The organism is Pseudoalteromonas sp. BSi20495, assembly GCF_000241185.1.
GTDB lineage: Bacteria > Pseudomonadota > Gammaproteobacteria > Enterobacterales > Alteromonadaceae > Pseudoalteromonas > Pseudoalteromonas fuliginea.
Window position 1 is genome coordinate 1 of sequence record NZ_BADY01000046.1, and the last position, 21,055, is coordinate 21,055.

Here is a 21,055-nt window from a genome sequence, read left to right on the forward strand (position 1 = left end):
TTTGTTTATATAATTAATAATTTCGGGGCTTAAAATTTGTTTTGAAATATATTGCATACCACGTTTATTTTTTAATAATAATCCGCGCTCTGTATCTATAACTTCGTTTATATCTTGCCATACTAATTGATAGTTTTTGTAATGATTAACCGATTTAATGCCTTCTTCATCAAAAGTAAGGGTGACTTCTGAGCCAGATGCTCTGCTGAGCATTTGTCTGGTTACCCACCAAGGACGACGATAGTAAAAGGCAACGCATTCAAGAATTGCCAGCATGATTAAAAAAGAACCTAAGTAATGATCATTTAAACCATAAATACCAAACAAACCCAGTGCTGTTAATAGCATGAGTAGAAAATATTTAGGTTGCGCACGTTTACTATAAGGAAGCGACTCATCGAAGCATTCATAAAAGTAAGGTCTATCAAGTGTATAGGTAGTAGTTAATGCCATATTGTTTTACTTAAAACATATTTTTTCCTATTTTAGCAAGCTAAGCTGCAAATGCGCAGTGTTTATAATAAAGAACCTGAACTCTGGATAATAAATCTATCTCAAGCAGTTATTGTCAGCGCGAACTGCAATAAATTTATTTGCAGTAGGCCAGCTATTAACGCGTAAATTAGCCTTGTTTTCACTGAAAATCTCTTAATCAGAGCTCAGGTTAAATAATATTTTTTCCTTGTTCAGGATCTCTTGATTTATCTGCTTGTTCACGTATTTCGTCAGTATCACTGCTCACATCATCGAGTGTTTTAGTTTTATCGTCTGTTTCGTTAACTATGTTTTTTACTTTTGGTGATTGTTTTTGCTCTGAACCAAAAATAGTTTCGTTAGCAGGGGTAAGTAAAATACGTTCTCTTGCGTCGTCAGGCATGCTGATATTGTGCTTTGTAAATTCGTTTACAAGTTCTCGCATAAGTTGTGAGCCTACTTTTAATGGGCTGTGCTGCTCGCTATTAACCCAAAAGAACAAGGTAAAGTTAATAGTGGATGAGCCAAGGTTTTTTATTAATACTTGCGCTGGTGGGTCGCTTAGTACGGCACTTTGCTGATTGGCAATGTCGAGTGCGAGAGTTTGTGCATTGCGTATATCGTTATCATAGCCAATACCTATTTCTACTTTACCGCGCATTTTGGGATTGGCGGTGAGATTTTTAATGGTGTTTTTGTACACAGTCGCATTTGGTATTTGAATATGATTACCATCGTAATCCACTAGTGTTGTTGCCCGTGCGGTTACTTTTTTAACGATCCCTAAGCGATTATCTACCTCTATTACATCATCAATTTTAAAAGGTCTTTGTATGCTTAGTAATAAACTGGCGATGAAATTTTCTGCTATGTCTCTAAAAGCGAAACCTAATATTAAGCCTATTAATCCTGTTCCACTCATAATAGCGACTGCAAACTCAGTAAGCCCAGCTAAACGTAAAAATAAGTACACGCCTAATAAAATAATTAAGGTGCTAATACTGCGCCTTGCGACTAAGTGAACGAGTTTACTGTCGGTCATATAATCGATGGGTTTTATAAGTAGTCGCGAAAGCGGCCCTGCGATTAAATAGCTCAGTACTAAAAGGACTGTGCCAAGTAATAGAGTGGGTAATATTTGCGCTGTTGCGTGCAGTAATTGCAGACTTTGTTCGTGGAAAAAATGCCATGAAAGTATATCACCTTCAAAACTATGTGTTATGAGAGGGGCATTATTTTGTACTATGTTGTTTGCTTGGCTACTGGGCATGGCTGTCATCCGTGTTTAGTTTTTATAATTGTTAGCAGCAAGTTTAGTACCAAATGTTCAATATAACTTGGCAAACATTTTGCTGAGATAACGTAACACAAATTTTGGGATTTAGAATGAAAGAGACTAAACGAGGGCAGCAAGCAGCTCAACCTGTGCATATTCCTGTAGTAGGTTGGTGGGATATTGTTAAGCGTATTTTTAAGCAAATGAACGAGGACAATTTATCGCTTGTTGCTGCAGGAGTTGCGTTTTATGCACTGCTTGCTATTTTTCCGGCTATTGCCGCCGTTGTTTCTATTTATGCTTATTTTTCCTCTCCTACTGATATTAGTGAACATTTGAGTTTGTTTGTTACATTATTACCTGACAGCTCACGAGAACTCATTTTGTCTCAAGTTTCAAGTCTTGCTCAAAGTTCAAACGCTAGTTTAAGTATCAGTGCATTGGGAACCTTAGTACTTACTATTTGGAGTAGTTCTAAAGGGAGTCAGGCGCTTATTACTGCGTGTAATATTAGTTATCGAGAATACGAAAAACGCTCATTTTTTAAAGCGTTACTAGTGCGCTTTTTATTTTCTATGGGTGCGATTATCGTTGCTATTTTTTCACTTATAATTATTGGTATCTTGCCAATTGTACTTAACTTAGTTGGACTTAAAGAAGGCATAGATTTACTGATCAAGCTTATTTCTTGGCCATTATTGGCTTTAATATTTAATTTTACATTAGTGCTCTTATATCGCTACGCCCCGCACCGAAAGCCAGCTAAATGGCGTTGGATCACAATAGGATCCTCCATTGCTACCGTGCTTTGGATTTTGGCATCTATTGGTTTTTCATTTTATGTGTCGCGTTTTTCGAGCTATAACGAAACCTATGGCTCGTTAGGTGGGGTAGTTATTATGTTAATGTGGCTTTATATAAGTGCCTATATTGTTATTTTAGGCGCTTCGACTAATGCCGCAACGGAACAACAAACGGCGATAGACAGCACAATAGGCCCCGCAAAAAAAAGAGGCAATCGAGGCGCATATGTAGCCGACCACCTCGATGTGAAAAACAAGTGATTTAATTTACTATAACTTAGGGCGATGAGTTAAAGATTGTTAATCTAAACTCAGGTTAATTAATTGCTCTTTAAACTCTTGTGCAGCAGGCCCTAGTCTGTCTGTGTCATTACACATTAAATATAACTTAAGGGCACGGGTTGTCCCTTGCTCTAGATTTAGTACCTTTAATTTTTCCTCTTCAATTAGGTGAGATACTTGTGTACGAGGAAGCCATGCATAACCTAAATTTTGGCTAACCATATCAATAGAGTTTCGTAAATGACTAACCGTCCAGCGCATATCTGCGCCTAGCCAACCTTCATCATGGCTAGTTTGCGTGCCAGAATCACGAACTACAATTTGCCTATACAATTTTAAATCACGAAATGACAAAGTCTCTGTGCGCTGATGCAGCGGATGATTTGGGTGTGCTACAGCGACAAATTCTATATCACAAAGCTGGTTACAACTAATACCGTAAATAGGAATTGAAGAAATAGCTAAATCAACAACGGCATTATTTAATAACTCGTTAGCGCCCGTTAACACGCTTTCTATTAAATCGATTTTTAAAAGCGGATAAAGTTCACTGGTTCTGGCCAGTGCTTGATACAAAATGGGGTGGGGGAATACTTCATCAACTGCAATTTTTAATGTGCTCTCCACACCTTCGCTGAGCGTATTGGCGACAGATTCTATTTTACTCGCTTCTTCAATTAAAAACTCTGCGCGGCGTAAAATAAGTTTCCCGCTGTCTGTTAAAAAGGCTTTGCGACCCTTTACTTCAAGTAATTTAATTTGCAAAGCGACTTCTAGTTTTTGCACTGCGTGATGAACCGTTGACTGGCTTTTATGAACAGCTGCACTTGCACCAGCAAATCCACCATGGTCAACAACAGCCTTAAACATTCTCCACTGCTCTAGTGTTGCTTTCGCCATATTTTATCCTACTACCACTTTTATCTGATTGCATAACTTGACCGCATAGACTCATTATTTATTGCGTAACAGTTAAACTTTTTGTTGGATTATTTAGATAGAATGATTTTTTATTTTTCGAAACGCCATAAAATCATTTCTATTTTTAAGTAGTCGTATCCATTTATTGTAAGTAAGTGATGAGGAGCCTGTATCAAAGCCGTCGAAAGCAAGCTGCATTCTAATTTTACTAATCATTATTAAACAACTTTGCATTAGTACTTCAGGATTAACAATCAATTACTCAGCAATTTAAGTAATTGATAAAGCGGATATTTAAAAAATAAGTAAAAATAACCACGGTAATACAAGGTTTGAAATATGAACAATAAAGCATAGCTTTCTATTTTTTAGAATGTTATGACCAATTTAAAGACATAGTTGTTTTATTTAATGAATGATTTAATACCCTCATCAACTTCTTTTTTAAAGTGAATTAAAAAATGAAAATATCAAAAGTGCTTACAGCTTATGCAACTCAAGATGGCGATGGCGTAAGTATTAGTCGTATCCCAGGATTTGATGGTAAATATTTAGATCCATTTTTAATGATTGACGAACTTAAGTCAGACGACAAAAAAGATTATATGGGAGGTTTTCCAGAGCATCCCCATCGAGGAATTGAAACGTTTACTTATATTTTAAAAGGTGGCTTTGAACATCGTGACCAAATGGGTAACAAAAAAGCAATTAAAGCAGGTGATGTGCAATGGATGAGTACAGGGCGCGGCGTTATGCACAGTGAGATGCCACTCGCTGATACCGTTGATGGATTGCATGGCTTTCAAATTTGGATCAACATGCCAAGTTTGGATAAGATGCGCGACCCACGTTATCAAGATACTACGCAAAATTCAGCTCCGAGTTTTACAAATACGCACGGTGTGACGTTAAAAGCACTTGCGGGATCGTGGCAGTTCGAAAGTGAAACGCTTACAAGTAGTTTGCAGGGTTTAGCTGCTAATGCTCTACTTGCTGACATTACATTACCCGCCGGTAAAAGCGTTCATTTGGAGCCTCTTAGCCAACAAAAAGTAATGATCTATATTCATAGCGGCTCAATAATAACAAGCGACGATCAAACAATCCCAGCTGGTAAGTTACTTATTTTAGAGCCAGACAGTAATATTAATATTACCTCAGAGCAAGGCGCTGGTGTTTTGGTTTTAGCAGGCGATCCACTTAATCAACCGATTGCTCACATGGGGCCGTTTGTAATGACGACGCAAGCTGAAGTACAGCAAGCAGTGCGTGATTATCAAAACGGCGAGTTCGGCAAAATTTAACCCTATTTTTAGGAGAGTTTCATGGGATTATTAGTTGATGGTCAATGGCAAGATAAGTGGTACGACACCGATTCAAGTAACGGAAAGTTTGAGCGTGAAGCTGCGCAGTTACGTCATTGGATAACTGCTGATGGTAGCGCTGGAATAACGGGCGACGCAGGTTTTAAAGCCCAATCTAATAGGTATCATTTATATGTATCACTTGCGTGCCCTTGGGCGCATCGAACGCTTATATTTAGAGCGTTAAAAGGGTTGGAAAATTTAATTACTGTGTCGGTTGTTAGCCCTGATATGCTTGATAGTGGTTGGGCTTTTGATACGCAAAACCACAGTACTGGCGATACTTTATTTAATAGTAATTACTTACATCAAGTTTATACAAAAAATAACCCAAAGTACTCCGGGCGGGTAACCGTTCCCGTATTGTGGGATAAAAAGCTAAATAAAATTGTCAGTAATGAGTCTGCCGATATTATACGTATGTTTAATAGTGCATTTAATGAATTAACAGGCAATACCGATGACTTTTATCCTGAAGAATTGCAACCAAAAATTGACGAATTAAACGCGTTGATTTATCCAGATATAAATAATGGAGTTTATCGTACGGGTTTCGCAACAACTCAAGATGCGTATGAAGAGGCGTTTAACGATTTATTTAAAGCACTCGATACAGTAGAGGGGATACTGAGCAAGCAGCGTTATTTAGCCACAAACAAACTCACCGAGGCTGATTGGCGATTATTCACTACGCTGATTCGGTTTGATAGTGTGTACGTTGGTCACTTTAAATGTAATTTACGCACAATTGAAAGCTACCCTGCACTGAGCGGATATCTTAGAGAGCTATATCAAGTTAGAGGTGTGGCTGAAACAGTTGATTTTTATCATATTAAACGTCATTACTATTTTAGCCATACAATGATCAACCCGACACAAGTTGTGCCAAGTGGTCCAAGTATTGATTACTTATCTGATCACGGTAGAGGTATTTATCTTTAAGCGAGTAGCCTAACAAGCCAGCCATATTTTCTAACCAAGCTGGTTTCGCTTTTCCCTGCTTGTACAGCAGCACCGGCTAAAAAAGCACTTGTTAGTCCTACTTTAGTTGCTGCAAAACGTTTTAACCGATATTGAAACGCCGCATGGTGTTGGCGTTTTAATTCACTGCGCATATCCATTTGCTTACTAAGAGCTTGAACGTTTTTGTTTGGGGCCTTAATCAAATTATCTACTAACATACTAATTCCCATGTAAATTTAATAGCTGCTTTAAGCTTTTAAGTGTTTTACTAAAACCAATTTTATTGCTTAGGTAAACTGTGTTTTTCCAAAGCCATACTAAACAAGCAACTTGCAGTGAAGTAGCTGTTGCAATACTCAGCCATACCGACCCAAAGAGATCATATACACCGTATCCAACAGCACCTAGAAATCCTGCCCACAACAAAACCAAGCCACTGGCAAAACAGCCTAAAAATATAGTGATCAATGCAAGCGATCTAAGCGACAACCGCCATTCAGCTTTAGCAAGCTGATGGGTGATCTCTCCTTGGGTCTGGTAATCATCCTTGAGTTGCTTAGAGTACTCTAAAATCTTTGCAATATGATCTTGCCAATCGTCCTTTTGGCTTGGCTGCTCAGTAGCTTGGTTTTGCGCGTTACCATCCTTGGTTGCGGTTGTTTGTGGGTTATTCATCACTGATTACTTACGACGAAATAATGATGTAATTAACATACCAGCAGCAAAAGCAATGCCCGCAGTTGCTAATGGATTTTCAGAAGCGAAAGCACGCGTTTTTGCAGTGCATTCGCTCAGCTTTTCGCGTGCAATAAGTTGTTTTTCGCTTAGTGCTTCTGCTGAACTAGAAGCGCCTTTACGAACACTGCTTTCAGCTGTTGCTGCTTTGCTAGAAAGTGCATCTACAGCATCGTGCGCCGCTGATGTGGCTTTCTCTGTAAGTGGCGAGTCAGTATTTTTTAGTTTAACGTCAGGCTTAACATCTGAAGTTGTGTTTGGTTTCGTATTTGTTGCAGTAGCCATAATCAATCCTTAATAAGTTAAAAATTTAAGTAGTGATTTAGATGATGCAATGATTAAACCAAATTTAACTTTTGTTTTAACTTGTTGAATTTTATTTGTTTTTTTGTTTCCCCTGGTTTTGTCAAGGTTGGTAATTTAAAAAAACAGTAACTATTACTACACGGTCAGGTAAATTTTACAAAGAAGGTGAAAATGCTTAAAAAACTGTAAATATTCATTGTTTATTCAGTAAGCAGAACATGTAGAAATAAGCATATTAAAACTAAGTAAATTTTTTTTTCGCTGTTATTCCACTTTTTCCCACGTAATTCAATCGCTTTGCTTGAACCCTTATTTTTTCTAGCTTTGAGACTCGTTAAAGCTGGTCAGCTTACTTGACAAAAAGGCTTGTCAAGCCCTAAACTGGAGGACTGTGGTAAAAAGTGGTTTTTAGTGGATCAAACTGGATCAAAGTAATCGCTAGGCGATTAAAATAATTTAAAGCAGGCTGTTTATGTTTCGTGGCGCAAGTTCACTGAGTTTGGATGATAAAGGACGCTTTGCGGTACCAACCAAGTACCGAGAATCTCTGCTATCTGAAGACCAAGGAACTGTTATTTGTACTGTTGCGCTAAATGAGCCGTGCTTATGGTTATATCCGCTTGCTGAGTGGCAAGAAATAGAAAATCGTTTAGCTAAAATTTCAAATATGAATCCACGAGCTCGACGTATGCAGCGTATGTTGCTAGGGAATGCCACAGAATATCAACTTGATAAAAATGGTCGGATTTTGCTAGCGCCTTCATTGCGTGCACATGCAGATCTAGGCAAAAAAATAATGTTGGTTGGTTTGATGAATAAGTTTGAAATTTGGGATGAGGCGCGTTGGAACGAACAAATGCGCCAAGATACTGAGCTTGAGAGGCTTGGTGATTTTGAACCTCACCCTGATTTAGATAATTTCACTCTCTAACAGCACAATAAAAGGCAAATAATAGCTAATGACAGCGCAATTTGAACACGTATCCGTTTTAATGGACGAAACCATAGATGCCCTTGCAATTAAGCCAGACGGCATATACATGGACGGCACTTTTGGACGTGGCGGTCATTCAGGGCAAATATTAGCACGCCTTGGTAATGAAGGTCGTTTGCAAGCGATTGACCAAGATCCGCAGGCAATACAATCAGCTGAAAAGTTTGCTGATGATCCGCGATTTGCAATTGCACATACTCGCTTTTCAAAACTTTACGAAGTAGCAGAGCAAAACGATCTCATTGGTAAAGTCGACGGGATTTTATTAGATATAGGTGTGTCGTCGCCACAGTTAGATGATGCTGGGCGTGGTTTTAGTTTCATGAAAGACGGCCCACTAGATATGCGTATGGATCCAACAAGTGGTCGCAGTGCAGCCCAATGGTTAGCTGAAGCTGAATTGGATGATATTACCCATGTAATTAAAAAGCTGGGTGAAGAGAAATTTGGTAAGCGTATTGCGCATAAAATACTTGAGATTAGAGAGCACACGCCAATTACTACGACTAAGCAGTTAGCTGATTTAGTCGATGAAGCAGTACCTGTAAAAGATAAGTTTAAACACCCTGCTACTCGTACTTTTCAGGCTATTCGTATTTATATTAATAGCGAACTTGAAGAGATTCAAACGGCATTGCAGTCTGCAATTAAGGTCCTTAAACCCGGTGGTCGTTTGGTTGTTATTTCGTTTCATTCATTAGAAGATCGTATTGTAAAACAGTTTATTAGAAAACAGAGTCGGGGAGAAGTATTACCCAGAGGTCTGCCTTTAACTGACGCACAAATAAATAAAAATCTGACGTTAAAGGCAGTGGGTAAAGCGATTAAGCCAAGTGCCGCTGAAGTTGAGCGTAATCCGCGTTCTCGTAGCTCTGTACTTAGGATTGCTCAGAGGCTGGAATGAATATAAAAGCGAATCATCGTCAACCACCTAATTTATTTTTTGAAATTGTTAAAGGCCTAGGAGCTAATAAGCTTACCTCGGCCTTGTTGGTTGTGATATTCGCGTCAAGTTTAACTGTCGTACAAGTAACACATCTTGCTCGAGGGCAACTTATTGAACAAGATTCGTTACTCCAAGAGCGTGATGAACTTGATTTAGAATGGCGTTATTTATTAGTTGAAGAGGAATTTTATTCACAGCATGCACGTATCGAAGAAATTGCGAAATCACAGCTAAAAATGAAACGACCAACGAGTCAAGATGAACAGGTAATAATACTGCAATGAGAAATCGAGGCAAAAAACCAGTAAATAACTTAATTACATGGCGCTTTATGCTGGTGTGTGGCGTTGTGTTTATGGTGTTTGTAACACTGGTATCTCGTGCTGCTTATTTACAAGTAATTGAACCTGACAAAGCCCGTTCTGAAAGTGATAAACGTACCGTACGTGTCGAAAAACTTCATGTCCAGCGTGGGATGATTTTTGATCGTAATGGCAAAGAGCTCGCGGTGAGTGTACCGGTAGTGAGTGTGTATGCAGATCCTAAAGCACTTCACAAATCACTTGTTTCTAAAGTGATTAAGCAAGCGCGTAAAAATGGCGAGGATCAACAATCACTTGCAGACAATGCGGTCGAACTTGATAAACGTACAGTGCAGTATTACAAAAATGATATGCGCTGGCGTGAACTCGCTGACGTTCTGCGTACCGATCCGAAAAAAATTAATTCACGCCTTCTTAACGATCCTTCTCGTCGCTTTGTTTACTTAAAGCGCCAAGTAACTCCTGCCGTTGCAAATTATATTGGCGACTTACGTTTGCCTGGCATTCATTTATTAGATGAATCTAAGCGTTATTACCCTGCCGGTGAAGTAACTGCACATATTATTGGTTTCACCAATATAGATGGCAAAGGTATTGAAGGTATTGAAAAGCTGTATGAGAATGCATTAACGGGCGAAGAAGGCCGTCGTACTATACGCAAAGATGCACAAGGACGCGAAGTAGAAGTGCTTGATGAGCGCGAACGCGTAGAACCTGAAAGTATTCAATTAAGTATTGATCAACGTATTCAAGGCATCGCTTATAAAGCGATTAAATCTGCTGTACTTACTTATAAAGCGACATCGGGTTCAGCGATGGTTGTTGATATAAAAACAGGCGAAGTATTAGCGATGGTTAATAGCCCTTCGTTTAATCCAAACAACTTAAGCGATGCAGCCCCGCATAAGCGCCGTAACCGCGCAATTACCGATTTGTTTGAACCAGGCTCAACTGTTAAGCCCCTAGCCATTTTAGCTGGGCTAGACTACGGCGCAATTAAAGCCGATGACAAAATTGATACTTACCCTGGTTGGATGCGTTTAGGCGGTAGCTTAGTTCAAGATACTCGCAATCATGGTGAGATGACACTGCGCGAAATTTTAAAATACTCTTCAAATATGGGAGTTACGAAAGTAACGCAGTTAGTACCTAAAGATTATTTAGTGGGATTGTTTCAAAAGGTAGGGTTTGGCTCAGATTCAGGCACCGGTATGGTGGGGGAAAGCAGTGGTTTGTTTTACCCTAATCGCCGTTGGTCGGATCATGAAATTGCTGCGCTTTCATTTGGTTACAATATTGCAGTAAGTACAGCCCAAATGGCACGATTTTATGCCATGTTAGGCGCTGGGGGAGTCAACCGTCCATTAACGATTTTAAAACAAGATAATGTACCAGAAGGCGAACGTATTTTTAAACAAAAAGACGTAGAAGCCGTGGTCCATATGATGGAAAGTATATTTGAAGAGGGCGGCACAGCCAGTCGCGTTAAAGTTGATGGCTATCGGGCAGCAGGTAAAACAGGTACATCTAAAAAAGCAGCTGTTGGTGGTTATGGTGACGAATATGTTGGCTATTTTGCAGGTGTCGCACCTGCAAGTAATCCTCGATTAGCCGTTGTTGTTATGATTAATGAACCCGGCGGGGATGTGTACTACGGAGGGGCCACCGCTGGGCCTGCATTTGCTGAAATAATTTCGAATTCATTAAGAATATTAAATGTAGCACCGGACAAGGAAGATGTTGCCTACGTGGAAGGTAAAAAGAACGATGCGTGATTTAAGAGATATTTTAAAATACATCGAAATTGATGCGCCCTCGCAACTGGTAAAACATTTACGCATTGATAGTCGTGAGGTAACACCAGGTGATGTATTTGTTGCTATTAAAGGCCATTCACTTGATGGCGGACAATTTATTGCTAAAGCAATTGAAAATGGCGCAACAGCGATTATTGCTGACAGATTATGCGAATTTGAAACAAGTTTCGAACCGCTATATTTAGTTTCAGAGCTTGATAAAAAGCTTCCAGAATTAGCAAGTCGCTTTTATAACCAACCAAGTCAGGCTTTGGATTTAATTGGTGTGACTGGCACAAATGGTAAATCAACCACCACAGCAATGATTGCTCACTTAGCGCAATTTTGTAGTACTGAGTCAGCGATTATTGGCACGCTAGGTTATGGACATCCTAATAACTTAACTCCACTGATGAATACTACGCCTTCAACGGTTGATTTACAGCATATTTTGAGTGATCTAAATTTACAGCATAAAAAGCTAGTCGCCATGGAAGTGTCATCGCATGGGTTAGTGCAACAGCGTGTTGCTAAATGTGAGTTTAAAGCGGCTGTGTTTACTAATCTTTCGCGTGATCACTTAGATTATCATGGTGATATGGCAAGTTACGGTGATGCAAAATTAATGCTTTTTCGTGATTTTGAACCGCAAGTTGTGGTGCTTAATCAAGATGATTTTCAAGCGGAGCAATGGCTTGAAAAGTATGATTTTAATAATCTAATTTGTTATGGCCGCAAAAACTTAGCTCCTAAGAATACTCGATACGTCTATTTTTCTGATGTTGAATATTCAAGTGTAGGTATTTCGGCGCAGTTATCGACGAGTTGGGGTGATATATCAATTAAATCGCCTCTGTTTGGCGAATTTAATTTATATAACTTAACGGCAGCGCTCGCTACATTGCTAGGGCTTGGTTATCCGCTTGAGCAATTAATTACAGGTTGTGCGCAGTTACAGCCAGTCGCTGGGCGAATGCAAGCATTTAGTCAAGCAGGCATGCCAACGTGTGTTGTTGATTATGCACATACGCCCGATGCACTTGCACTTGCATTGCAAGCATTGCAACAGCATGTACCAGGTGGTGTGAGTTGTGTATTTGGTTGCGGTGGTGACAGAGATAAAGGTAAGCGAGTATTAATGGCGCAAGCAGCTGAGCAAAATGCTAATAAAGTTATTATTACCAGCGATAACCCGCGATCTGAAAATCCTGATGACATTATTGCTGATGTGGCTGGCGGTTTAGTGAACCCTCAAGACGCACATTTAGAGGCTGATAGAGCAACTGCAATTCGTTTTGCTATAGAAAATGCTACAGCTGATGATGTTATTTTGATTGCAGGTAAAGGCCACGAAGATTATCAAATTATAGGCGATAAGCGCATCGACTTTTGCGATCGCCGTTATGTACAAGAACAACTAAAAAAAGCAGTAAGAGGGATAACACAATGATCCCAATGGATTTTGATTGGTTAGCCAATGTGCTAACAACCGATTATCAAGGTGATAATCAAGGTGATAATCAACAAGTGCTTAATATAAATACTGATACTCGTACAGTGTGCGGTGGCGAAGTGTTTTTAGCACTTAAAGGTCCCAATTTTGATGGCCATAAATTTATAGCTGAGGCTAAACAAAAAGGCGCTATTGGCGTTATTGTTCAGCACAAAGTAGATGTAGATATTCCACAATTTATAGTAAGCGATACACGTATTGCACTAGGTGTAATTGGCACTGCTGTTATGGCGCAAGTGGCGCCTAAAACAATTGCAATTACAGGGAGTGTAGGTAAAACCACCGTAAAAGAAATGTGTGCAGCAATTTTGTCGGTTCACGGTGATGTATTAGCTACTAGAGGTAATTTTAATAACGATATTGGCGTCCCACTTACGTTATTGCGCTTAGAGCCTCAACATCGTTTTGCAGTAATTGAACTAGGTGCAAATCACTTAGGTGAAATTGCCTACACAACTGCAATGACCAAACCAGATGTGGCCGTTGTATGTAATGTTGCAGCCGCTCACTTAGAAGGTTTTGGTAGCTTAATGGGGGTTGCAAAAGCTAAAGGTGAGATTTTTGATGGCCTAAAAGATGACGGCGTTGCCATTGTTAATTGCGATAGTGAATTTAGCCAGTATTGGTTAGATAAACTTGAAGGGCGTAATGTTAAACGTTTTTCTACAACCGAAAAACTCGACATTTGGGCAGAGAATATCACGCTTGATGCCAATGCGCGTGCAAGCTTTACGCTTTGTACTAAAGACAAGCAAGTCCCTGTTACTTTGGCGCTACCTGGCAAGCACAATATTAGTAACGCACTTATTGCGGCTGCACTTACTAGTGAATTTGATGTAACTCTTGAAGAAATAGCCAATGCACTTGCCACTATGGGTGATGTAAAAGGGCGCGTTAATCTAATTGAAGTGTCTGATTTACTCACCGTGGTTGATGATACCTATAATGCCAATGTTAAGTCGGTAAAGGCTGCGATTGACTTGTTAAGTGATATGCAAGGTCACCGCATTTTAGCGCTGGGAGACATGGGGGAGCTTGGTGAAGATGCACGTAAATATCACCAAGAAGTTGGTGAGTATGCACTTGAGCAAGGGATTGATGAGTTATTTACATTAGGTGTATTAAGTAAATGCGCAAGTGATGTGTTTGAACTCCCTAATCGCCACTTTTCGAGCCGTGAACAAATGCAGCAAAAAATTCAAGAAAGTATTAATAAAGTGAATACAAAAACAACAATAGTAGTGAAAGGATCGCGCAGTTCTCGCATGGAATTATTAGTAACCGATTTAGTTAATGGCCAGCAACAAGCCATCAATGGAGTATCATAATGTTAGTTTGGCTGGCAGAGTATTTAACCCAGTATTTTAGTGGTTTTCATGTTTTTTCGTATTTAACGCTACGTGCCATTTTAGGTATTTTAACTGCGCTAATTATGTCTCTTTATTTAGGACCTAAGTTAATTCGTGGTTTGCAACGTATGCAAATAGGTCAAACGGTTCGAGACGATGGTCCGCAATCGCATCTATCTAAGTCGGGTACGCCGACTATGGGTGGCTTACTTATTTTAGCGGCTATTTTTACCAGTACGCTACTATGGGCTGATTTATCGAATAAGTATGTATGGGCAACGCTGTTTGTAATTGGCTCATTAGGTATTGTTGGCTTTGTTGATGACTACCGTAAAGTTATCCGTAAAGACCCAAAAGGTTTAATTGCTAAATGGAAATATTTTTGGCAGTCAGTAATTGCGTTAGTGGTAGCTACTGCTTTGTACTTTACCAGCGCCCAAGCGTCTGAAACATCACTTGTTGTTCCATTTTTTAAAGACGTGTTACCGCAGTTAGGTTTGTTTTATATTGTGCTTACGTATTTTGCGATTGTAGGGACTTCAAACGCGGTAAACCTGACCGATGGGCTTGATGGCTTAGCCATCGTACCCACTATTTTAGTCGCCGCAGCATTGGCAATTATTGCTTACTTAACAGGTAATATTAACTTTTCGGCTTACTTACATATTCCGCATTTACCGCTAGCAAGTGAGCTTGTGGTTGTGTGTACTGCCATTGTGGGTGCAGGGCTTGGCTTTTTGTGGTTTAACACTTACCCAGCACAAGTATTTATGGGTGATGTAGGCTCATTAGCACTTGGTGGTGCACTAGGTATTATTGCTGTTTTAGTACGCCAAGAATTACTGCTTATTATTATGGGCGGCGTATTTGTTATGGAAGCACTCTCGGTCATATTACAAGTGGGATCGTATAAATTACGTGGGCAACGCATTTTTAGAATGGCGCCAATTCACCATCATTACGAATTAAAAGGTTGGCCGGAGCCACGTGTTATCGTACGCTTTTGGATTATTTCTATTGTGCTAGTCCTCGCTGGTCTAGCGACATTAAAGATTCGATAAATGCAGTATTTAAACGAGATAAAAAATAAACAAATAACAGTGCTCGGACTCGGTGTTACCGGTCTGGGCATTGTGCGTTTTTTATTATCTCATAGCCTTATGCCAAAAGTTGTTGATAGCCGTACAAACCCTCCAGGGATTGATTGGCTTAAAGAGCATGCACCAAATCTAGATACACACTTTGGTAATTTGGATGACGCAGAGCTTCGTACAAGCGATATAATTATTATAAGTCCAGGGCTCAGCTTAAAAATACCAGCTGTTGCAGATGCAATTAACGCAGGTGTTGAAGTGATTGGCGACGTTGAGTTATTTGCACGTATTAATACAAAACCGGTTGTTGCAGTAACTGGCTCCAACGGTAAATCAACCGTGGTTACGCTCGCTTATGAAGTATTAAAAGAAGCCGGCTATAAAGTTGCTTTGGGTGGGAATATTGGCACTGCGGTGCTGGATTTACTCAATGATGATTTTGATGTGTATGTACTTGAGCTATCTAGTTTTCAGCTAGACACCACAAAGAGCTTAAAGCCAATAAGTGCAACGGTATTAAATGTGTCAGAAGATCACCTTGACCGCTACGACAGTTACCAAGATTATATAGACTCAAAGCTAAGTATTTATGACGGTGCAGAGCTTATTGTTGTCAATGCAGACGATATTCAAACACATCCAGTTGAGCGCGGTACAACCCCCCAAATTAGCTTTGGTGCTCAACAAGGTGATTACCATTTAGCGCAGCATAATGGCGAAACTCACTTTATGGTTAAAGGCGATGCCTTTTTACCAGTGAGTACGCTTGCTGTAGTGGGTAAACACAATTATTTAAACACACTTGCTGTAATGGCGCTTTTAAGTCCGTTTGAAGTAAGCAAAGAGCAGTATGTAAACGCGTTGAGCCAATTTAATGGGTTGGCGCATCGCTGCCAATTTGTAGCTGAATTTGATGGTGTAAAATATTTTAACGATTCAAAGGCGACTAATGTTGGGGCAACTATTGCAGCAATAGATAGCTTAGCTAGTGATGGTGAAAACCTGATTGTTATTGCAGGTGGTGATGCCAAAGGCGCTGATTTAAATGCCCTTAAACCTTATATTCAACGGCATGTTAAAGCATTAATTTGTTTTGGTAAAGATGCAAGTGACTTAGCTGCGATTACCAATAAGAGCTATTTAACTAACAATATGGAAGAAGCCGTTGCTTTGGCCAAAGTACTTAGTCGTGCTGGCAATATTGTTTTGTTAGCCCCTGCGTGTGCCAGTATTGATATGTATAACAACTATATGCAACGCGGTGATGACTTTGTTGAGTGCGTTATGGCGGAGAAAGTATGATTGCCTTTGCCGATATAAAAGACGCATTAACACCTAAGCCTTCGGCGCAGTTATACGATGTACCGCTATTGTACTGCGTAATAATGCTGATAGGTGTTGGTTTTATCATGGTAACCAGCGCATCAATGCCGACCGCTGAACGATTATTTGATAACTCGTATCATATTACTATTCGTCACAGTATGTTTTTAGCTATGGCTTTTGTTCTTTTTTGGATAACGGTTTGTGTACCAATGGATTGGTGGAAAAGATCAAACCCTTATTTATTAATATTAGGCATGGTGCTGTTAATAGCCGTATTAATTATTGGTCGTGAAGTGAATGGAGCTAGGCGATGGATCCCTATTGGCCCGGTTGGTTTTCAGGTGGCTGAGGCTGCAAAGCTGTATTTTTTTAGTTATATTGCGGGCTATTTAGTAAGAAAACGCGAAGAGGTACAAGAAAATATTAAAGGCTTTGCAAAGCCTATTGCTGTATTTGCGGTATATGCTCTGCTTATTTTGCTGCAACCCGATTTGGGTACTGTAGTTGTTATGTTTGTAACTACGGTTGGTCTGCTATTTTTAGCCGGTGCTAAGTTATGGCAGTTTTTTGTACTTATTTTAACGGGGGTTGGCCTCGTTGTTTTACTTATAATTGTTGAGCCATATCGTATGGCACGTGTTGTTGGCTTTTTAGATCCCTGGGATGATCCTTTTGGTAAAGGTTATCAGTTGGTGCAATCGCTAATGGCATATAGCCAAGGTGGTTGGTTTGGCCAAGGTCTTGGCAACAGTGTACAAAAGCTACAATATTTACCTGAAGCGCATAACGATTTTATTTTTGCTGTTATAGGTGAAGAACTTGGTTTAATCGGCGTTGTAAGTATTTTAATGGTATTAGCTACCTTGGTATTTAGAGCGCTATTAATTGGTCAGCAAGCATTAAAGTGTGGCAAAGAATATGAAGGCTATTTTTCGTTTGCTATTGGTATTTGGTTTGCGTTTCAAACCATGGTTAATGTAGGTGCGAGTGCGGGGATTTTACCGACAAAAGGATTAACACTGCCGTTTATTTCTTACGGTGGATCAAGCTTAATGATTATGACGATAGCCACGGGCATTTTATTACGCGTAGATTTTGAGACTAAGATGGCAACAAAACAAGCCACTTCACGCGGAGGTAAGCGATGAGTAAAAAATTAGTCGTTGTAGCTGGTGGAACTGGCGGGCATATTTTCCCTGGTATCGCTGTAGCTGACTATTTAAAACAACAAGGCTGGCAAGTTAGCTGGATAGGAACACCTGATAGAATGGAAGCTGACGTTGTTCCAAAGCATAACATAGACATTGATTTTATTGATGTTAAGGGTGTGCGTGGTAACGGTATAAAACGTCTTGTTAAAGCGCCATTTATGGTGCTTAACGCCATATTGCAAGCACGTAAAGTTTTAAAAAAACAGCGTCCAGATGTCGTACTTGCTATGGGCGGGTATGTAACTGGACCAACAGGTATTGCTGCCAAAAGTTTAGGTATTCCGCTGGTTATTCATGAGCAAAATGCGGTAGCGGGCATGAGTAACAAATTGCTAGCTAAGTGTGCTAATCGTGTATTAGCGGCATTTCCAAGTGCATTTGCGCATGGCCAAGCTGAACTTGTTGGCAATCCGGTACGTCAAAGTGTTATTGATATACCAAAGCGTGATGTATCAAGCCCAATAAATATGTTGGTAGTGGGTGGTTCACTTGGGGCACAAGTACTTAACCAAACATTACCTGAAGCATTTAAAGTATTGAGTAATACCACCGCAATTAGTGTGTGGCATCAAACAGGTAAAGGCCATTTACACAGCGTTAAAGAGGCTTATAAAGCACACGGTTTTGATAGTAATAACTTAAACGTTGCTGAATTTATTGATGATATGGATACGGCTTATGCTTGGGCTGATATTGTCATTTGCCGCGCGGGTGCGTTAACGGTTAGTGAAATTGCTGCGGCTGGAAAAATGGCTATATTTGTTCCGTTTCCTCATGCAGTGGACGACCATCAAACAGCGAATGCACAGTATTTAGTAAAGGCAAATGGGGCTTTGTTAATGCCTCAAGCACAGTTTAATCAACATTCAATTGTTGAGCTTTTAAATCCTTATTTAGCTAAGCCTATATTAATTAAACAAATGGCAGCAAATGCTCAAAAGCAAGCCATTTTAGATGCCACAGTAAGCGTTGCAGCACACTGTGAGCAAGTAACAAATAAGAGAGTGTAAGTGAAAGAAGCATCAGTACAAGAAAAACACACACGACCTGCAATGCGTCGAATTGATACTATCCATTTTATTGGCATTGGTGGTGCCGGTATGGGCGGTATTGCTGAAGTACTCGCATTTGAGGGGTATCGTATTACAGGTTCTGACATTGCTCATAGCGCTATGACAGATCGCTTAATTAAAGCCGGTGCTGAGGTATTTATTGGTCATCACGAAAATAACGTAAAAGATGCTAACGTAGTCGTTGTTTCAAGTGCTATTGATGAAACAAACCCTGAGATTGTTGCAGCAAAAGCAGCAAGAGTTCCGGTTGTGCGCCGCGCAGAAATGCTCGCAGAACTAATGCGTTTTCGCCATGGTATAGCGATTGCGGGGACGCATGGTAAAACAACGACAACAAGCCTAATTGCGAGTATTTATGGACAGGCGGGGCTTGATCCAACTTTTATTATTGGTGGCTTGTTAAATAGCGCAGGTAGTAACGCAAAAGTAGGAAAAAGTGATTTTTTAATAGCAGAAGCTGATGAAAGCGACGCGTCGTTTTTACACTTGCAGCCAATGGTTTCGGTGATCACAAATATTGAAGAAGATCACATGGATACTTACGGCGGCAGTCTCGAAAAAATGAAAGACACATATGTAGATTTCATTCATAACTTACCGTTTTATGGTTTAGCTGTTGTATGTATTGATTCTGAAGTTGCTGCTGAACTTATCCCGCGATTTGGTCGCCCAGTTATCACGTATGGCGAATCGAAGGATGCTGATTACCGCATGAGCGACTTTAGCCAATCAGCTAATACGTGCACATTTACAGTAACTAACAAACAAGGTGAGTGTTTAACTGCCACGTTGAATATGCCAGGTAGACACAACGCACTTAATGCAACCGCAGCGATTGCTGTAGCAAAAGATCAAAACATTGCTAACCATGCAATTTTAGAAGCGCTGCAGAAGTTTGAAGGCATTGGTCGTCGTTTTCAACACTATGGTGAATTTGAAAACGAGCGTGGCAATGTGATGTTAGTTGATGATTATGGGCATCACCCTTCAGAAGTTGCAGCAACAATTGCTGCAGTGCGTGAAGGTTGGCCTGATAAGCGCTTAGTTATGGTATATCAACCACATAGATTTTCTCGTACACGCGACTTGTACGAAGATTTTGTAAAAGTACTTGCTGATGTAGATCAGTTACTATTACTTGATGTGTATAGCGCAGGTGAAGACCCTATAGTCGGTGCTGATAGTAAAAGCCTCTGTAGAAGTTTACGCCAACGTGGCAAAGAGCCACTTCATGTTGCTTCAAGTTCAGAGCTTGCAGGTGTCCTCGGTGAATGCCTAAAAAATAACGATTTAGTATTAACCCAAGGCGCAGGTAATATAGGCCAATTAGTAAAAACCTTAGCTGCAACGGGTATGTCGATAGAAAAACTTAAGCAAGGTGAAGTATGACCCAGGTAAACACACAATTTGGTAAAGTAGCGGTGCTGTTAGGTGGCAATTCAGCAGAGCGTGAAGTGTCATTAAAATCTGGTCAAGCTGTTTTAAATGCACTGCAAAGTAGTGGCATTGATGCAATTGCATTTGACCCACAAAGTCGTTCTTTGTGGGAATTAAAAGAATTAAATGTAGAGCGCGTTTTTATTGCGTTACATGGTCGTGGTGGTGAAGATGGCACTGTACAAGGTGCGCTTGAATTTATGAACCTGCCTTACACAGGTAGTAATGTATTGGGCTCAGCCCTCGCTATGGATAAAATTCGCTGTAAACACTTGTTTAAATCGGCGGGTCTAAGTACGGCTCCTTATGCGGTTGTCGATGCTAAAAAAGGCTTTGATGCAGTTGCCATTATGGATGAGTTTAAAAAGGTAATGGTTAAGCCATCGCACGAAGGCTCAAGCATAGGTATGGCACAAGCAAGTAATGCGCAAGAGTTAGAAGAAGCACTCGCTAATGCATTTAAGTTTGATAGCCAAGTACTTGTCGAACAGTGGGTTACAGGACGAGAGTTCACGGTTACTGTATTGGGTGATGAAGTACAGCCTGTAATTGAGATGACCACGCCTAATGGTTTTTACGATTACCAAGCTAAGTATCAATCAAGCACGACGCAATATCATTGCCCTGCAAATTTATCAAAGCACGATACAGAGCACTTACAAGAAATTTCACTTGATGCATTTGACCTTGTAGGTGCAAGTGGCTGGGGACGTGTGGATGCAATGCAAGATGAGCAAGGACACTTTTACCTACTAGAGGTAAATACAGTACCTGGCATGACTGAAAAATCACTAGTACCAATGGCTGCAAAAGCGAATGGGGCAAGTTTTGAGCAATTAGTTGTTCGCATTTTGGAGCAAACACTTTAA

At 40.1% G+C, this 21,055-nt stretch carries 21 protein-coding genes; 15 read left to right on the plus strand and 6 right to left on the minus strand.

Annotation, left to right across the window (positions count from 1 at the left end):
- Both P20495_RS20355 and P20495_RS13935 read right to left on the minus strand, forming a co-directional pair.
- On the minus strand, nt 1-453 hold a 453-nt coding region (locus P20495_RS20355; protein ID WP_033015379.1), incomplete at its 3' end, for a YcxB family protein.
- Nucleotides 454-664: 211 nt separating this feature from the next.
- Nucleotides 665-1,744 (minus strand): mechanosensitive ion channel family protein, encoded by a 1,080-nt coding sequence (locus P20495_RS13935; protein WP_008135008.1) that lies wholly within the window; start codon nt 1,742-1,744, stop codon nt 665-667.
- A gap of 116 nt (nt 1,745-1,860) precedes the next feature.
- Between P20495_RS13935 and P20495_RS13930 the strand changes: the two genes are divergently transcribed.
- Complete coding sequence (locus P20495_RS13930) at nt 1,861-2,814, plus strand: YihY/virulence factor BrkB family protein (RefSeq protein ID WP_008135009.1); 954 nt, start codon at nt 1,861-1,863, stop codon at nt 2,812-2,814.
- A 39-nt stretch (nt 2,815-2,853) separates the two neighbouring features.
- On the opposite strand, the gene P20495_RS13925 is transcribed toward P20495_RS13930, so the two are convergent.
- On the minus strand, nt 2,854-3,735 hold the full coding sequence (locus P20495_RS13925) for a LysR family transcriptional regulator (RefSeq protein WP_008135010.1): 882 nt from the start codon (nt 3,733-3,735) through the stop codon (nt 2,854-2,856).
- 482 nt (nt 3,736-4,217) lie between these two features.
- Between P20495_RS13925 and P20495_RS13920 the strand changes: the two genes are divergently transcribed.
- Both P20495_RS13920 and P20495_RS13915 read left to right on the plus strand, forming a co-directional pair.
- Nucleotides 4,218-5,060, plus strand: a complete 843-nt coding sequence (locus P20495_RS13920) for a pirin family protein (RefSeq protein ID WP_008135012.1) — start codon at nt 4,218-4,220, stop codon at nt 5,058-5,060.
- Between the two features lie 21 nt (nt 5,061-5,081).
- Nucleotides 5,082-6,062, plus strand: a complete 981-nt coding sequence (locus P20495_RS13915) for a glutathione S-transferase family protein (protein WP_008135013.1) — start codon at nt 5,082-5,084, stop codon at nt 6,060-6,062.
- On the opposite strand, the gene P20495_RS13910 is transcribed toward P20495_RS13915, so the two are convergent.
- From P20495_RS13910 to P20495_RS13900, 3 genes are read right to left on the minus strand one after another with little or no spacing between them, the layout of a single operon-like run.
- Entirely contained in the window at nt 6,059-6,301 is a 243-nt protein-coding gene (locus tag P20495_RS13910) for a hypothetical protein (protein ID WP_007376988.1), read from the minus strand. The genes P20495_RS13915 and P20495_RS13910 overlap by 4 nt on opposite strands.
- A gap of 1 nt (nt 6,302) precedes the next feature.
- Nucleotides 6,303-6,758 carry a hypothetical protein gene (locus P20495_RS13905; protein WP_008135015.1) on the minus strand — a complete coding sequence of 152 codons (456 nt, stop codon included), beginning with the start codon at nt 6,756-6,758 and terminating at the stop codon, nt 6,303-6,305.
- A 6-nt stretch (nt 6,759-6,764) separates the two neighbouring features.
- Complete coding sequence (locus P20495_RS13900; protein WP_007376986.1) at nt 6,765-7,103, minus strand: hypothetical protein; 339 nt, start codon at nt 7,101-7,103, stop codon at nt 6,765-6,767.
- A gap of 493 nt (nt 7,104-7,596) precedes the next feature.
- Between P20495_RS13900 and mraZ the strand changes: the two genes are divergently transcribed.
- The 12 genes from mraZ to P20495_RS13840 are packed head-to-tail and all read left to right on the plus strand — an operon-like array spanning nt 7,597 to nt 21,055.
- The gene (gene mraZ, locus P20495_RS13895; RefSeq protein ID WP_007376985.1) at nt 7,597-8,055 is read left to right on the plus strand and encodes a division/cell wall cluster transcriptional repressor MraZ; all 459 of its coding nucleotides are present in this window, start codon (nt 7,597-7,599) and stop codon (nt 8,053-8,055) included.
- A gap of 28 nt (nt 8,056-8,083) precedes the next feature.
- Nucleotides 8,084-9,022, plus strand: coding sequence for a 16S rRNA (cytosine(1402)-N(4))-methyltransferase RsmH (rsmH, locus tag P20495_RS13890; RefSeq protein WP_007376984.1), 939 nt, complete (start codon nt 8,084-8,086; stop codon nt 9,020-9,022).
- Nucleotides 9,019-9,348 carry a cell division protein FtsL gene (gene ftsL, locus P20495_RS13885; RefSeq protein WP_007376983.1) on the plus strand — a complete coding sequence of 110 codons (330 nt, stop codon included), beginning with the start codon at nt 9,019-9,021 and terminating at the stop codon, nt 9,346-9,348. The genes rsmH and ftsL overlap by 4 nt, the downstream gene beginning before the upstream one ends.
- Nucleotides 9,345-11,162 (plus strand): peptidoglycan glycosyltransferase FtsI, encoded by a 1,818-nt coding sequence (locus tag P20495_RS13880; protein WP_007376982.1) that lies wholly within the window; start codon nt 9,345-9,347, stop codon nt 11,160-11,162. The genes ftsL and P20495_RS13880 overlap by 4 nt, the downstream gene beginning before the upstream one ends.
- Entirely contained in the window at nt 11,155-12,633 is a 1,479-nt protein-coding gene (gene murE / locus P20495_RS13875) for a UDP-N-acetylmuramoyl-L-alanyl-D-glutamate--2,6-diaminopimelate ligase (RefSeq protein WP_008135019.1), read from the plus strand. The genes P20495_RS13880 and murE overlap by 8 nt, the downstream gene beginning before the upstream one ends.
- Nucleotides 12,630-14,024 (plus strand): UDP-N-acetylmuramoyl-tripeptide--D-alanyl-D-alanine ligase, encoded by a 1,395-nt coding sequence (murF, locus tag P20495_RS13870; protein ID WP_008135021.1) that lies wholly within the window; start codon nt 12,630-12,632, stop codon nt 14,022-14,024. Before murE ends, murF begins: the two co-directional genes overlap by 4 nt.
- Nucleotides 14,024-15,106 (plus strand): phospho-N-acetylmuramoyl-pentapeptide-transferase, encoded by a 1,083-nt coding sequence (gene mraY, locus P20495_RS13865; protein ID WP_007376979.1) that lies wholly within the window; start codon nt 14,024-14,026, stop codon nt 15,104-15,106. Before murF ends, mraY begins: the two co-directional genes overlap by 1 nt.
- Complete coding sequence (gene murD, locus P20495_RS13860) at nt 15,107-16,441, plus strand: UDP-N-acetylmuramoyl-L-alanine--D-glutamate ligase (RefSeq protein WP_008135023.1); 1,335 nt, start codon at nt 15,107-15,109, stop codon at nt 16,439-16,441. It begins immediately after the preceding gene.
- On the plus strand, nt 16,438-17,613 hold the full coding sequence (gene ftsW, locus P20495_RS13855) for a cell division protein FtsW (protein WP_007376977.1): 1,176 nt from the start codon (nt 16,438-16,440) through the stop codon (nt 17,611-17,613). Before murD ends, ftsW begins: the two co-directional genes overlap by 4 nt.
- Nucleotides 17,610-18,686, plus strand: coding sequence for an undecaprenyldiphospho-muramoylpentapeptide beta-N-acetylglucosaminyltransferase (murG, locus tag P20495_RS13850; protein ID WP_008135025.1), 1,077 nt, complete (start codon nt 17,610-17,612; stop codon nt 18,684-18,686). The genes ftsW and murG overlap by 4 nt, the downstream gene beginning before the upstream one ends.
- Complete coding sequence (gene murC / locus P20495_RS13845) at nt 18,687-20,138, plus strand: UDP-N-acetylmuramate--L-alanine ligase (RefSeq protein WP_008135027.1); 1,452 nt, start codon at nt 18,687-18,689, stop codon at nt 20,136-20,138. It abuts the gene before it with no gap.
- Complete coding sequence (locus P20495_RS13840) at nt 20,135-21,055, plus strand: D-alanine--D-alanine ligase (RefSeq protein ID WP_008135029.1); 921 nt, start codon at nt 20,135-20,137, stop codon at nt 21,053-21,055. Before murC ends, P20495_RS13840 begins: the two co-directional genes overlap by 4 nt.